Source organism: uncultured Selenomonas sp. (assembly GCF_963528755.1).
Classification (GTDB): domain Bacteria; phylum Bacillota; class Negativicutes; order Selenomonadales; family Selenomonadaceae; genus Selenomonas.
Genome location: NZ_CAURXA010000004.1, coordinates 69,980 through 83,218, shown reverse-complemented (window position 1 = coordinate 83,218; position 13,239 = coordinate 69,980). Strand labels below are relative to the sequence as shown.

16 protein-coding genes are annotated in these 13,239 nt (G+C 52.2%); 12 read left to right on the top strand and 4 right to left on the bottom strand.

The genetic code is table 11. The annotated features are described in order from the left end of the window. The first annotated feature begins 52 nt into the window (after positions 1-52). The 5 genes from RWS31_RS06015 to RWS31_RS05995 all read left to right on the top strand — a co-directional run bounded on the left by RWS31_RS06015 (position 53) and on the right by RWS31_RS05995 (position 3,786). Positions 53-403 carry a heat-shock protein Hsp90 gene (locus RWS31_RS06015; protein WP_314596704.1) on the top strand — a complete coding sequence of 117 codons (351 nt, stop codon included), beginning with the start codon at positions 53-55 and terminating at the stop codon, positions 401-403. A 7-nt stretch (positions 404-410) separates the two neighbouring features. After that, on the top strand, positions 411-1,607 hold the full coding sequence (locus RWS31_RS06010; RefSeq protein ID WP_314596703.1) for a glycoside hydrolase family 3 protein: 1,197 nt from the start codon (positions 411-413) through the stop codon (positions 1,605-1,607). A 125-nt stretch (positions 1,608-1,732) separates the two neighbouring features. Further along, a complete protein-coding gene (locus RWS31_RS06005; RefSeq protein WP_314596702.1) occupies positions 1,733-2,230 on the top strand; it encodes a zinc ribbon domain-containing protein in 498 nt (165 codons plus the stop codon). Continuing rightward, positions 2,227-2,586, top strand: coding sequence for a DUF2085 domain-containing protein (locus RWS31_RS06000; RefSeq protein WP_314596700.1), 360 nt, complete (start codon positions 2,227-2,229; stop codon positions 2,584-2,586). Before RWS31_RS06005 ends, RWS31_RS06000 begins: the two co-directional genes overlap by 4 nt. A gap of 33 nt (positions 2,587-2,619) precedes the next feature. Next, complete coding sequence (locus tag RWS31_RS05995) at positions 2,620-3,786, top strand: TM2 domain-containing protein (RefSeq protein ID WP_314596698.1); 1,167 nt, start codon at positions 2,620-2,622, stop codon at positions 3,784-3,786. Between the two features lie 75 nt (positions 3,787-3,861). Here RWS31_RS05995 and RWS31_RS05990 read toward each other — a convergent pair whose 3' ends face one another. Together RWS31_RS05990 and RWS31_RS05985 are read right to left on the bottom strand one after the other, a co-directional pair. Next, positions 3,862-4,206, bottom strand: a complete 345-nt coding sequence (locus RWS31_RS05990) for a toxin-antitoxin system HicB family antitoxin (protein ID WP_314596696.1) — start codon at positions 4,204-4,206, stop codon at positions 3,862-3,864. 33 nt (positions 4,207-4,239) lie between these two features. After that, positions 4,240-4,884 (bottom strand): lactate utilization protein, encoded by a 645-nt coding sequence (locus RWS31_RS05985; RefSeq protein ID WP_264919794.1) that lies wholly within the window; start codon positions 4,882-4,884, stop codon positions 4,240-4,242. A gap of 172 nt (positions 4,885-5,056) precedes the next feature. Between RWS31_RS05985 and hisC the strand changes: the two genes are divergently transcribed. From hisC to RWS31_RS05950, 7 genes are all read left to right on the top strand, one after another. Beyond that, a complete protein-coding gene (hisC, locus tag RWS31_RS05980; protein WP_314596693.1) occupies positions 5,057-6,109 on the top strand; it encodes a histidinol-phosphate transaminase in 1,053 nt (350 codons plus the stop codon). 67 nt (positions 6,110-6,176) lie between these two features. Beyond that, positions 6,177-7,151, top strand: a complete 975-nt coding sequence (locus RWS31_RS05975; protein ID WP_314596691.1) for a polysaccharide deacetylase family protein — start codon at positions 6,177-6,179, stop codon at positions 7,149-7,151. Further along, positions 7,145-8,329, top strand: coding sequence for a serine hydrolase (locus RWS31_RS05970; RefSeq protein WP_314596690.1), 1,185 nt, complete (start codon positions 7,145-7,147; stop codon positions 8,327-8,329). Before RWS31_RS05975 ends, RWS31_RS05970 begins: the two co-directional genes overlap by 7 nt. Positions 8,330-8,537: 208 nt before the next feature. Continuing rightward, a complete protein-coding gene (locus RWS31_RS05965; RefSeq protein ID WP_006193774.1) occupies positions 8,538-8,942 on the top strand; it encodes an Asp23/Gls24 family envelope stress response protein in 405 nt (134 codons plus the stop codon). 91 nt (positions 8,943-9,033) lie between these two features. Then, positions 9,034-9,738, top strand: coding sequence for a DUF4234 domain-containing protein (locus RWS31_RS05960; protein WP_314596687.1), 705 nt, complete (start codon positions 9,034-9,036; stop codon positions 9,736-9,738). A 53-nt stretch (positions 9,739-9,791) separates the two neighbouring features. Next, on the top strand, positions 9,792-10,163 hold the full coding sequence (locus RWS31_RS05955; protein ID WP_314596686.1) for a DUF4234 domain-containing protein: 372 nt from the start codon (positions 9,792-9,794) through the stop codon (positions 10,161-10,163). 87 nt (positions 10,164-10,250) lie between these two features. Beyond that, a complete protein-coding gene (locus RWS31_RS05950; protein WP_314596683.1) occupies positions 10,251-10,643 on the top strand; it encodes a DUF2752 domain-containing protein in 393 nt (130 codons plus the stop codon). 100 nt (positions 10,644-10,743) lie between these two features. On the opposite strand, the gene RWS31_RS05945 is transcribed toward RWS31_RS05950, so the two are convergent. Together RWS31_RS05945 and RWS31_RS05940 are read right to left on the bottom strand one after the other, a co-directional pair. After that, on the bottom strand, positions 10,744-11,553 hold the full coding sequence (locus RWS31_RS05945) for a hypothetical protein (protein WP_314596682.1): 810 nt from the start codon (positions 11,551-11,553) through the stop codon (positions 10,744-10,746). A gap of 16 nt (positions 11,554-11,569) precedes the next feature. Beyond that, positions 11,570-13,219: an ADP-ribosylglycohydrolase family protein gene (locus tag RWS31_RS05940; RefSeq protein ID WP_314596680.1), complete on the bottom strand. Its 1,650-nt coding sequence runs from the start codon at positions 13,217-13,219 to the stop codon at positions 11,570-11,572. Positions 13,220-13,239: the final 20 nt, after the last annotated feature.

Sequence of the window (13,239 nt, the reverse complement as noted above, 5' to 3'; positions counted from 1 at the left end):
TCTTCTATAGTCGTAATAGGCAATGTCAACGATAAAAGAAAGGATGTTGTTCATGGACAAGCAAATCCTCATCGAAAAGGTCAAAGAAATCGTCAGCGCCCCGAGCTGCTACGAAGGACTCCGAAAGCTCGGCGAAGACTGGCTCGCCGCCGTCGGCACGGACGCGGAAAAGAGGCTCTCCGAAAAGCTCATCGCCGCTCTCAAGGAAGACGTCTCCAGCATCGACGCCTCACTCGCCTTCTTCCAGTCCGACGAAGCGAAAAGCATCTTCGGTGCGGAAGAAGCTGCAAACCTCGCAAAGAAGGCCGAAGAGTTCAAAGCTGCCGGCAACAAGATCTGCTTCTGCCCCGCCTGCCAAGCAGGCGAAGCGGTGCTCGAGAATGCGAGCGTGCTGCTCAAGTAAACTATCCATGATGAAAAATCGCGTGAACCGCAAAACCTCTCTCGTTCCTCTGCTCCTCTGTCTGACCATCTTCTGCACCAGCCTGCTCCTCGCGAGCTGCCTTGCGCGCTCTGACGATGCCGCCTCGAAAGATTCCGCCGAGAGCCATACGCAAAAAGGCCTCTCGCTCGATGAAAAAGCGGCCGCCATCGTACAGAAGATGAGCGACGCCGAGAAGGTCGGGCAGCTCCTCATGATCGGCATACAGGGAACGGAGCTTGATGCGGACAGCCGCTTCATGCTTTCGGAATATCATATCGGCGGCATCATCCTCTTCGACCGCAATATGAAGAGTCAAGAGCAGGTGCGTGCACTGAACGATTCTCTGCAGAAAAATGCCTTGGATGCAGGACTGCCGCTTTTCCTGGCCATCGACGAGGAAGGCGGCGCCGTCGCTCGCATGAAGGAGGCATTCCCGCCGCCGCCCGCCGCCTCAGAAATCGGCCGCACGGGCGACCCCCAAGCGGCATACCGCTATGCCGCCGACACGGCGCACGGACTCAAGGCGATGGGCTTCAACCTGAACTTCGCTCCCGTTGCCGACCTCGGTGCGACAGACGGACGCTCCTATGCCGACGATGCCGCTACCGCGACAAAGTTTGTCGCCGCCGCCCTCGAAGGTCACTCCGACGCCGGGCTTCTCGCGACAATCAAACACTTCCCCGGTCTCGGACGCGGCGAGAGCGACTCGCATGAAGACACGGTCACCGTGCACGCCGACCGCGCCACCCTCGAAGCGAGCGACCTCGTGCCGTTTCGCGAGATGATCGGCAAGAGGAACGCTGCAAAGAATGCGAAAGGAGCGGGCGGCTGGTTCGTCATGGCAACGCACACGATGTACCCGGCGCTCGATGCCAAGAATCCTGCCAGCCTTTCGCCCGCCATCCTGCAGGGTCTTCTCCGCGAAGAGCTCTCCTACGACGGCGTCATCGTGACCGACGACCTTGAAATGGGCGCGATCTCCCGCCACTACGGCTTCGACCGCGCGGGCGTCGAAGCGATCCTGGCGGGCGCAGACCTCGTGCTCGTCTGCCACGACTACGCGCACGAAACCGCCGTCTACAACGGCCTCTTGAAAGCCGTGAAGAGCGGCGAGATCTCCAAAGACCGCCTCGACGCTTCCGTCCGGCGCATCGTCAAGGCAAAGATCGAGTATCTCGAATAGCTGCTTGCATCTGGTTCTCGATATTGGAAAATACCGAGAACCAACTTTTTTTGCAACTATTGACCGAAAAATAATAAGTCGATACAATACTAATATAAATTAAATTCGATGAAAGTGGTGTCTCCATGAATTGTAGAAATTGCGGAAAACGCATCCCTGACGATTCAAATTTCTGCCAATACTGCCGCACACAAGTGAAAGAAGGCGCTATGCCAGCCGAAACCATTCCCTTCGCCGGCATCACTTGCCCGCAATGTGGGTCTCACGATTTGCAGGTCGTGGCGGACGTACAAGCAAAAGGCATCAACGGGAAAAAGATGCTCTTAGGCTCATCGGCCACTGCGTCGGGTTGCTGCGGCATAAGTGGTATTGGCGGTCTTCTCGGGTTGCCAGTGGCGGTATGCAGCAATCTAGCATCAGCGCTATGTTGCTCACCATTATCATTATTCGTTACAATTCCTACAACATTAATGACTGGATTGGGGTGTGCGCAATTATCAGCAACAACCGGCATTGCAGCTGGTACGGCTGTTGGTGCTGCTGCCGGTATGCACCGTGCCGGTGAAACGCATACAGAACATTTCTGGGTCTGTAAACACTGTGGACAAAAATTCAAAGTATGAATGAGGAAAAAAAGATTGCTTTATGGATTAAGACAATGCTTTTCTTCCGACACTATTGGGGATGCCATCAAATTCCGACAAGAAGTTTCTCTGCCTACGGATACCAACTCCCCTTATGTGCGAGATGTACGGGCATCTTTGTCGGAGAAATCACCGTCATTTTTCTTCTTATCTTCGGTTGCCGCCTCTCAGCAACATCAGCAATCCTATGGATGCTGCCGATGTCCGTCGACGGCAGCATTCAACTCTTTTATGCAAAATATGAATCCACAAACTTCAAACGTTTTATGACAGGAATGCTGTTTGGCATGGGAATCGGTTTTCTGCTGTTCCAAATCATTACTTCATTTGTTTAAGAACATCTTTTTTCCACAAAAGGAGGTACCCCCATGTACTGCCGAAACTGCGGAAACGATATTGAGGACCATATGAAGTTCTGCCCTAAATGCGGCGTAAAAATCATCATCGACAAAGACTATCAATCAAGGAGCTCCTATTACTACGTTTCCGCGCAAAGCCGAACCATCGCTATGATTCTTTGCTCGCTGGGATTTATCGGCTTTGCCGGATTTCATCGTTTCTATGTTGGAAACTGGAAGAGCGGTACACTCTATCTCTTTTCTGGTGGACTTTTCTTTCTGGGTACTCTATACGATTTCTATCAGCTTTACAACGGTGCTTTCAAGGATATGGACGGTTATCCTCTTTTTAGTGCAGCGATGATGAAAGAAACCTACAGACGCCGCGAATTAAAGTTCCCTAAATACTATAAAGCAACTACGTTCCTTTGCATTTTCTTGTTTTTTGTTCTGCACCTCCTTACTAGCATCACTCTCCCACGACATACGCAGCAACAAAATGCACAACAACCAAAGGTGCCGCAGCAACAAGAAAAGACTGCCCACCAAGATGCCAAAAACATTCCCAACGATTCCATCAGAAAAACCATCATTCAAACTGTATATATACCGACTCCAAAAGATCACGACAAGCAAGCATGGTATGCCAGAATCGAAAACTCTTCGAACCAGCGATTCAAAGGCCGCATAAAGATTTCAAATAGCTCGATTACCGATAGTGCAAAAAACAGCTGGATTGATTTAGACCTAGAACCGAGGGAATCCAGATTCATTGCGGGAAATTCGCCTGTACCACGGGACGGAAAAGTGGAATCCGTCATCGAAGGAAAATTCCTCGATAAGATTTATGAGAAGGACGCCTCTCTCGATTATCATATCATAGACTCGCATTTTATGGGCGATGGAAGACTGACACATTACGAAATGTATGTATATATGCCACCCAATGTACCTGATCAAACATACATCAAGATTGCCAAGGAAGTAAATCGGAATTACGGTGAATCCTATGCATTGACCACAGTTCGTTTCGTTGATGTTGGCGTAAATCCAAATATCAACGATACTAAAATCATATTTTCAAGAAATAATATACTGAAGCATTGCCGCATCTTATTCTATACAGCCGATGAGACCAATACCAAGTTATTGCCTGATGGTGCACCTGAGCGAAAAATTATCAATATTGCCAGATGACGTTACCTAGCATAAACTGGACACCGAAAGAGCTGCCGCATGAAGACTGCACGTCTTCGTGCGGCAGCTCTTTTGTCAGGCCTTCTGCCCTGCACTATACGCCAACGCATTTGCAACATATTGATTGAGACTGACGCCCTCCCTTTTAGATATTTGCGCCAAAGTTCTATGCAGTGATTTTGGAAGGCGTATGAGAAACTTGCCACTGAACTCTTCCTGATCCGCCGGCTCCGGTATGTTCATCTTGCGCTCCAACATGCTCATCAGCCATTCTTTTTTTGCGTCCTCAATATTGTCATAAGCCTCTTCCAGCGTTCCTCCGTCGCTCATGCACCCTGGCAAAAGCGAAATCGATGCAAAAAAACCGCCACCATCTTCTTCTGAGATTCGCTCTATCACCACAGGGTAATTCAATCCCATATAAAATCTATATTTTTTCTCATCATCAACACCTCACAACCCCAAACACTCCTCAATCAAAACCAGTTCCATCGGTCGATAGCTCATCTTCTTGTAGTGGATCGTCAGTGCGTTGCAGATGCGCTCGGGGCTTGTACAGTCGTAGCACCTGTCGCCCTTTGCAGCGCACGGCGTGCGCTTTTTCTTCCTCGCTGCATTTTGCGGCGCGGCAATGGCGTGGATGCGCTCGATTGCCGCCTCCACATCCTTGACGAGCTTGTTCACGCCGCAGACGAAATACGTCTTCTCATGACCAAAGAGAGAACCTGCTATGCGGTTTCCCGCGCCGTCCATGTTGACGATCTGCCCCGCCTCCGTGATGGCGTTCGCCGACAATAGGAAGACATCGGTCATCAGCGCCTCCCTGCCTGCCGCGAGGAAAGCCTCCAAACCGCCGATGTGACCGCTCCTCGCAGGATCTATGACCTCGTTTTTCACGCTGAGTTTCTCGTAGAGCCTCAGCGCTCGCAGCGTCTCCGAGTCGCCAAAGCCCACGCGCTTTCCTGCGATCTCCCGCGCGAGGTAATCTGCCGCCTCCTCCTTCGTCTGAAACAGGGATACGTCGTAACGATTGCGGCGAAACGCTTCAAGCGTACGCTCAATGCGCTCCTTTTCACGCACTTTTCCATCTTCCGTCATGACTTTCTCTCCTTCCGTCAAACACGCGGAAAATCCCCTCTTTACCCTAAAGAAATTTTCGGCAAAAGCCGCCGCTTTCCTGCCGCCCCCTTGCCCTTCGAGCCAAAAGGACGTAGAATAGGAAATATACCTTAAGAAACCGCTTATAGCATAATGAAAACGAGGGAAAGCCATGAGCCTATACGATAACATCCGCCACGTCACCCCCTACGTCCCCGGCGAGCAGCCTGCGGGCAAGGTCATCAAACTGAACACGAACGAATGCCCCTACGCGCCCTCGCCGCGCGTCGCCGAAGCCATCGCCACCTGCGATGCAGGCCGCCTGCGCCTCTACCCCGAACCGGACTGCCACACTTTGAAGGAAGCGATCGCCGCGCATTACGCGGTCAAGCCGGACGAAGTCTTCATCGGCGTCGGTTCCGACGACGTGCTCGCGCTTGCCTTCCTCACGTTCTTTGCCGGGCAAAAGCCCGTGCTCTTCCCCGACATTACCTACTCCTTCTACGATGTCTGGGCCGAGCTTTACGCCATTCCCTACGAGACCGTGCCGCTCGCCACGGACTTCACGCTCCGCCCCGAAGACTACGCGCGTCAAAACGGCGGCGTCATCTTCGCAAACCCCAACGCGCCGACGGGACTTGCGCTTCCCCTCTCAGGCGTTGAAGAGATCCTCGCGACGAATCCCGAATCCGTCGTCATCGTCGATGAGGCCTACGTCGATTTCGGCGCAGAAACAGCGCTCCCGCTGCTCAAGAAATACGAGAACCTCGTCGTCGTGCGCACGATGTCGAAATCGCGCGCTCTCGCCGGCATGCGCATCGGCTACGCCTTCGCATCAAAGCGGCTCATCCGTGCCCTGGAGGACGTCAAGGCGTCGATCAACTCCTACACGATGACGACGCTCTCTCTCGCCGCAGGAAAAGCCGCTATCGAGGACGAAGGCTACTTTCAGGAAACGCTTGAAAAAATCATCAAGACGCGCGAGGAAACGAAGGCGTCTCTTCAAAAGCTTGGCTTTTCCGTCACGGAATCGAAGACAAACTTCCTCTTCGCGCGAAATCCCGACATCCCGGCGCAAACGCTCTTCGAAGGGCTGCGAAAGCGCGGCATCTATGTGCGCTACTTCAAAAAACCGCGCATCGACGAACACCTGCGCATCACCATCGGCACGGACGAGGACATGAAGCAGCTTCTCGAAGAACTCCGCCGCCTCAGCAAAGGATGAAAGATACGCCAAGACGGCAAAACGGAATGTAAGAAATCACGGAACATACGGAAAGGATGATTTTGTCTTGCAAAAGAATACGGAGAACACCAGCGGCAAGAACTTCCTGCAAAACCGCCACGCGAAGATGTTCGTGCTCATCGCTTGCCTCATGATTGCCTGCATCGCGGGCTGGCGCATCGCATGGAGTGAGCTTCATACGGAAGACAACGCTGCGGAATCCTCGACGGCACAGACAACGGACAGCGGCGCTCCCGCAGCTGACCCTGCGAAAAAGACGCCGCCGAGCGGCAACTACGTCGTCGTCAGTGACGACTTCAGCAACCTCCAGATCACCGACGCGCAGACGCCCGTCTACGACATCTATACGCTCGCCGAGCGCCGCGAAAAGGGGCTTCCCACCGAGATGCCGGACCTTATCCCCTATACGATGCCCAATGTCGCCTACCTGACCTTTGACGACGGCCCCGACGCGAAGAACACGCCTGCCATCCTCGACATCCTAAAGGAGCGCGGCATACACGCCACCTTCTATGTCATCGGCAGCATGGCAGAAGCGCACCCCGACGTTCTCAAGCGCATCTTCGCCGAAGGCCATGCCATCGGCAACCACAGCTACAGCCACCGCTACGACATTCTCTATCCGAACAAGGAAAACTTCCTCGAAGAGATCGTCCACACCGATGAAGTGATCTACAACATTCTCGGCGTACGTCCGCTCATCATCCGCGCCCCGGGCGGCGCCGCCAGCATGTTCAAGCCCGGCTACAGCGCCATGCTCAAGGAAAACGGCTATGTGAACCACGACTGGAACGTCAGCAGCGAAGACGCAACGGGCAACAACGTCAGCGTGCAGAAAATCCTCGGCTCGATCAGCTACACCTGCGCCAACCGGCCCAAGGATCGCGGCGCCATCGTCCTCATGCACAGCAAGGACGGCAAGGAAACGACGGTCGAGGCGCTGCCCGCCATCATCGACATGCTGCAGGGCGCAGGCTTCACCTTCGGCGTCATGACGCCGCGGACGGCGCAGCCGTGGTAAAGAAGCGCACGCAAAAATCGGGAAAAGCCGGCGAACGTGCAGAACTGCAAAGGAAGCTCGATCGTCTCCACGCGGATAAAAAGACGCCGAAGAAATCCTCCTCGTGGCTGAAAAAAGCGATGCTCTGCACCACCTTGCTCATCCTCGTACAAACTGCCCTCTGCCTCGGCGTCGCCGAATACATGTGGCAGAAGCAGAACCCGGACAAGCCCTCGCCGTTCCTCGTCGCCCTTCTCGATGGCAGCGACGCTGCTCAAAAAGAACTGCAAGAGCATTGGCAGAGCCTTACGAGCGCCGTGCGCGCCAAGCAAAGGGGCGGCGAGGCGGAGGCGGCGGAACGCAGCGTGCAGCAGGATTCTTCGGCTGCAGCTAAGAGCGTGCCACCTGTGCCGAAGCTCGCCGAACGCGGCAGCGACCAGGAAGCGCTGCGCGCCGACTTCTCCGCCATCCTCGCCAAAAAATCTCCCGACTGCTCGATCTTCCTGCTACGTCCGCGCGAAGAAAAAGAGCCGCTTCTCTACCAATCGCACGCCATGCAGCCTGCGAGCATGATCAAGCTCTTCATTCTTGCCTACGCCATGCAGCAAGCGAAAGACGGAACACTCTCCCTTGCTGAACCGCTCTCCATCACCGAGACGAACATCGTCGGCGGCGCCGGGCAGCTCAGCTGGTACGACAGGGGCAAGCAGCTCACGATCGAGCAGCTCTTAGAGCGCATGATCACGGACAGCGACAATACTGCGACGAACATCCTTATTGACCGCCTCGGCATTGAGAACATCGACGGCTACATCCGCCAGAAAGGCTACGCAGACACGTGCCTGCAGCACAAGATGATGCTCTCCAACCAAGGCCGGCCGAACCTCTCCAGCGTCAAGGACATCGGCACGCTCCTTTCGCTCATCTACCGCGGCGAATGTGTCGACTACGAGCACGACAAAAAGATGCTGCAGATCCTCTCGCGCCAGAAGGACAAGGACTGTCTGCCCTCGGCGCTCCCCGTCTTCCTCGTCGCGAACAAGACGGGCGAAATCACGGGCGTCTACGCCGACGGCGGCATCGCTTGGAGCGACGCGGGCGACCTGATCCTCGTCGTCATGGACGAAAACTGCCGCGACCGCCAAGAGACGATTGCTCTCTTTCAGCGAATCGCCCAAAGAGCAGCTGCTTCACTCTAACATCTGACAAACCGATATCATTGCCACGCATGTCATTTTCTGTTATACTGAAATAGCAGAGATGTTGAAGAAGCTTTTACCATGAAGTCACGAGAGATCAAGCTGAAGGCGCAGACTGATCGGCTAGGCTTCTGTAAGGGCGGCGCACAATGCCCACTCTGTGGACGTTTGTGCATGTAGTTTAATGGTAAGCAAGGAGGTTCTCACTATGGCAGAAGATACAGCTCCGCTCATGACGAGCAACGAAGGACTCGGCTCGATCCGCGTCGCCGATGAAGTCGTCAGCGTCATCGCGGGACTCGCGGCGATGGATGTCGACGGCGTCGCAGGAATGAGCGGCGGTCTCATCGGCGGCATCGCCGAGATGCTTGGCCGCAGGAATTTCTCGAAGGGCGTTAAGGTTGAAGTCGGCGAGCAGGAAGCCGCCGTCGATCTTTCCATCGTCGTGACCTACGGCGTCGACATCCGCCACGTCGCGACCGATGTGCAGAAGAACGTGCGCCGCGCCATCGAGTCCATGACAGGGCTCAAGGTCGTCGAGACGAACGTACAGGTGCAGGGCGTCGTCTTCCCCGAGGAGGAGAAGGAAGAACCCGCCGCACGCGTGCGCTGAAGAAGAAGCTCCATGAGGCATCTGCCCCATGGAGCTTCTCTCGTAAAAGAGAAATCTTTAGGAAAGGCTAAGATCTAGCAAGGAGGTTTTCATGCAGATACAGAAACGCGACATCGCGCTCTCCATTGTCCTGACCGTCATCACCTGCGGCATCTACGGACTTTACTGGATGTACAAGCTGACGAACGAGATCCACGCTCTTTCGGGCAAGCCGCGCACCGTGGACGGCGGCACGGCCGTACTCTATACGCTCCTCACCTTTACCATATACTTTTATTACTGGCTTTACAAGATTGGTGAAGAACTCGTTGAACTGCGCCGTATGAACGGGCTTTCCGATGACTCAGTCAGCAACGAAACATATCGCCTCACAACGATTATTATGACGATTGTCAGCATCTTCTTCATGACCATGGGCTATACTTGGCAAATCGTCCTCACAATCTTTGCTGAAGCCGCACCAATGCACTCCGCCTTAAGCAGAAACAACGATGTATTCTTCGCCATCTTCTTCATGGGTATCGTGCTGATTATCGTCTTTTTCTGGATCGTATTCATTCAATCCGCCCTGTCCTGCGGTGTTCTCTGGGCCGTGTACGAACGCAAGGACAGAAATCCGACTCTCGTTTACCTGCTCATGGCGCTCCTGCGTACCTATGGTTTCACAGTCTCCTTCCTGCAGCTATCGCTCAACGATTTCCTGCTCCAGCGAGGAAATGTCACCCCTGCTTTCCCAACCGAATTCATCCATACGCAAACGGATTCTCCCGTATCTCTGCAAAAGCCGCTTACATGAACGCAACCGAAATAAAAGAACCCTCCTGCCTCTCGACAGAAAGGATGATATTCATGACAAAACGAACGATTCCGCTCGCTGTCGTCTTCACTGTACTTACCGGCGGCATCTATGGTCTTTACTGGCTCTATGCACTCACAGAAGACGCCTATACCATGACTGGACAGCGCACTACGGCTTCTGGCGGCAAGGTTGTCCTCTTCACAATCCTCACCTGCAGTATCTATGGTTTTTATTGGTTTTATAAAATGGGTGAGAACATCATCTCGGCACAACAAGTCCGCAATATGATGGTTGACAACAACCTCCCTTTCATCTATCTCGCCCTCGCCCTCTTCTGCTCTTGGCCAGTCAGTCTCGCGCTGATTCAAAGCTCGCTTAATGTATGTATCGACCACGATGGCGGCGCATCACAGGCCTTCTAAATCATGAACGATACGAAAAGAAAGAAGCCGTCCGTTTTCGGGCGGTTTCTTTTTGCCGCAAAAAACATCACAGGCAATGCAAAAGGAGTGGCAAGATGGCTTGCCGCCGAGCAGCGAACACGCGCCAAGATCGTTTTCCGACGCTACGTCCTGCTCCTCGCCGTCGGCGTCGCCTATCTCATCTTCTGCCGCACGACGGGACTCAGCCTGCCATGCCCTTTCCACGCCATGACAGGACTCGACTGCCCCGGCTGCGGCATCACTCGATTGATGCTCTCGCTCTCCGAAGGCGACCTCGCTGCCGCCTTCCATGCGAATGAAGCCATATTCATTGTAGGCCCGATTCTGTGCATCTTTCTCCTGCGCGACGATCTCCATTGGATTCTGCACGGCGAAAGAAAAGAACCGCCTCGCCTCTTCGTTTTCTTCCTCCTCATCGTCTTCGCAGCTTTTACGATCTGGCGCAATTTTCTGCGGTGAGAAGATGCGACTTCTTCTTCTCTCGCTTATTTCTGCCAAGATTTCGCATTTGCCCAGCGCTTGATTGCCGCCGCTGCCGTATCGAAGGACATCTCCCAATTCACCCTCTTGTCTTAATTCTCTCCCAATCCCCTTTCTGCAAGAACAAAGCATCTTTTTTCACCCGAGGGTCATCCTTGAGGGTTCTATTTCGGTTCATCGTACCCATGCTCCCACAATGTGCCAAGGGATAGATGTTTGCAGTCACTCTGCCGCACGTGGCTCTTATAGGCTCATCCTGTTTTATAAAAGTGTTATAGCCGTCCTTGAAACCCTTAAGGGAAGATATTTTCTCGCCGGTCAGCGTTTCGTAAACGCATTTAAAAGTTAGTTGACCCAAGCAAAGAATGTTTTCCGGCTCCAAAATATCACAGAGTTCCTTGAAAAAGCCGCTATCCTTCATCATCAAAGTCTTAGTCATTCCACCGCTTTCTTTTCCGGCTCGGTATCCCAAACAAAAATTAGTGAAAAAGAGATCCGCATACCTTGTATTTGCAATAGAATCGTACCCCAATACTTTGAATAACTCTATCAAGTTCGCATCTGTCTCAAAATCGAGGGATTTTTTGTCCAGATAGTTTACATCCTTTTCCCCTTGGTTCATGGCTTTGATTCTCTCTGCAGTTCCCTTCTTCATGACGCTTAGATTGCCCCAATCCTGCGCCACCAAAAGATATTTAATCTCGGGTATGCCTTGAGCGTAACCAAACCCCTGCCAATAAGTGTAGAGATTGATCTCCTCGCAAAATCCTTCGGGGGCAGCCTGCAAAACAATTCTGGTATTCTTATGCTCCTCGGGATGGTTACGATATTCATCCTGCGATTTTTTCACCAAATCATGATACTTTTTCTCTTTATTCATTCTGATCATATAATCCTTCACCTCTTCATCGGTTATCGTGTACCCCTTCTTCTTCCAACAAATCCTGTATCGTCATATAGGCATCATCTGGACTCCATGTCAAATAGTCGGTATATCCCGTACGCATTTTATACGCTTTTTGCACTTCAGAGTGAGCAAAGATCCATGCTCCCAATTCGTAGTAGTTCCACTCCCATTCATCCAGTTTATCATTTTGACCGCTACTCTCATGAAATTTCTTGAGCGCAGGGAAAACCTGACAAATCTTTTCCATGTTCTTATGATCGCCGGAAATATCATAACGGTAAATTTTGCCGTTACGATGATAGAGCTCGCAGTAATTGTTATAGATATCGTAGGTGCACACGAAGCAAAATCTAACCCCGGAGATGAATTTAGGACTTAAATCTTTAGACGAAATGGATATCTTATCCGACATGAGGATATACATCCTTCTCTGATGAGCAACTGTCTCTTTACTTTTTGCTAAAATTGATTTTGCCATGTCGCGGTTCAGATAGAACTTTTTGTCGTAGTTGATGTCAATGCCCACTTCCTTGTCTGTTCCCTTAGAAATAAAGGAGAGTAAATCGTAAATTTTCACCTCCGTGATGTAATCGTCATTTTCGTCTTCCTCATCCAGCCCCATGAAAAATTCTCTGTCCGAGGTATAGGCTTCGATACCTATTGTGCCTTCACAATCACCCTTTGCGACACATTCGTCAAATACCCGTACTTCGCTTGGTGAGAGCAGGAAAGAGCCACCGTCTTTCATGCGCATATAAATTGCCTCCAAAACAGCCGCCTCATTTTCAGGGGATCTGTCTTTATGATAACGAAGAATTGCGGCTTCGATGATAGGTTCGCCCAGTATTGCCTTCCCTCTTGTACGGTCAAAGTGGTGCAGTACGGATTTCATTTTTTCAGGGATACGCTCAAAGCACTCTTCTTCCAAGGTCGGCGTAAGCCCATAGTAAGCCTCGGCAATGCTTCCGGCAATGCAAGCTGTGGTATCCGTATCGCCGCCGATGGAGACGGCATTTCGCACCGCATCTTCAAAATCCGTAGATTCCAAGAAGGAAATGATGGCCTCCGGCACTGAACCTTGGCAAGTCACATCCATCTGGTAGGTGGGGCGAATTTCCTTCAATGTGCGGGAGAGATAATAGCCGAACTCCTCCTCGATATACTTTTTGATGGTTGCTTTGGATTCTCCCGTCCGTGCGAGATAGATGGCGCTCGCCACAGACTCTGCGCCCTTGATCCCTTCGGAGTGATTATGTGTAACCTCTGCGGTCCAACGAGCAACTTCTCTCGTACGCTCTATAGAGCTGTAAAGCCAACCTACGGGAGATACTCTCATTGCCGAGCCGTTGCCAAAACTGCCATAAGGTTTCGGCACCTTTTTCTTTAGCCACTCACGGAATTTGCCGCCATATCCTGCTTTGGGATATTTTCCCCCCCAATGCTGCATGGAGGAAACAACCGCCGCGCAAATTTTCTCCTCCTCGGCATCTTTGTCCGCATAGATCAGGGCATCCGCTACGGCTACGGTCATAACGGTGTCATCGGTGAAACGAGATTTTTCTATGAACAAGGGAAATGCCTTGATTTTTTCTCCCCTGTCAGATTCGTAAGGCGAACCGATTATGTCACCTAAAATCGCTCCATACATGGCTATCACTCCCTTCGCTC

Coding starts and splice junctions, on each gene's coding strand:
- RWS31_RS06015 (WP_314596704.1), top strand. CDS start 53: ATGGACAAGCAAATCCTCATCGAAAAGGTCAAAGAAATCGTCAGCGCC.
- RWS31_RS06010 (WP_314596703.1), top strand. CDS start 411: ATGATGAAAAATCGCGTGAACCGCAAAACCTCTCTCGTTCCTCTGCTC.
- RWS31_RS06005 (WP_314596702.1), top strand. CDS start 1,733: ATGAATTGTAGAAATTGCGGAAAACGCATCCCTGACGATTCAAATTTC.
- RWS31_RS06000 (WP_314596700.1), top strand. CDS start 2,227: ATGAATGAGGAAAAAAAGATTGCTTTATGGATTAAGACAATGCTTTTC.
- RWS31_RS05995 (WP_314596698.1), top strand. CDS start 2,620: ATGTACTGCCGAAACTGCGGAAACGATATTGAGGACCATATGAAGTTC.
- RWS31_RS05990 (WP_314596696.1), bottom strand. CDS start 4,206: ATGGGATTGAATTACCCTGTGGTGATAGAGCGAATCTCAGAAGAAGAT.
- RWS31_RS05985 (WP_264919794.1), bottom strand. CDS start 4,884: ATGACGGAAGATGGAAAAGTGCGTGAAAAGGAGCGCATTGAGCGTACG.
- hisC (WP_314596693.1), top strand. CDS start 5,057: ATGAGCCTATACGATAACATCCGCCACGTCACCCCCTACGTCCCCGGC.
- RWS31_RS05965 (WP_006193774.1), top strand. CDS start 8,538: ATGGCAGAAGATACAGCTCCGCTCATGACGAGCAACGAAGGACTCGGC.
- RWS31_RS05960 (WP_314596687.1), top strand. CDS start 9,034: ATGCAGATACAGAAACGCGACATCGCGCTCTCCATTGTCCTGACCGTC.
- RWS31_RS05955 (WP_314596686.1), top strand. CDS start 9,792: ATGACAAAACGAACGATTCCGCTCGCTGTCGTCTTCACTGTACTTACC.
- RWS31_RS05945 (WP_314596682.1), bottom strand. CDS start 11,553: ATGATCAGAATGAATAAAGAGAAAAAGTATCATGATTTGGTGAAAAAA.
- RWS31_RS05940 (WP_314596680.1), bottom strand. CDS start 13,219: ATGTATGGAGCGATTTTAGGTGACATAATCGGTTCGCCTTACGAATCT.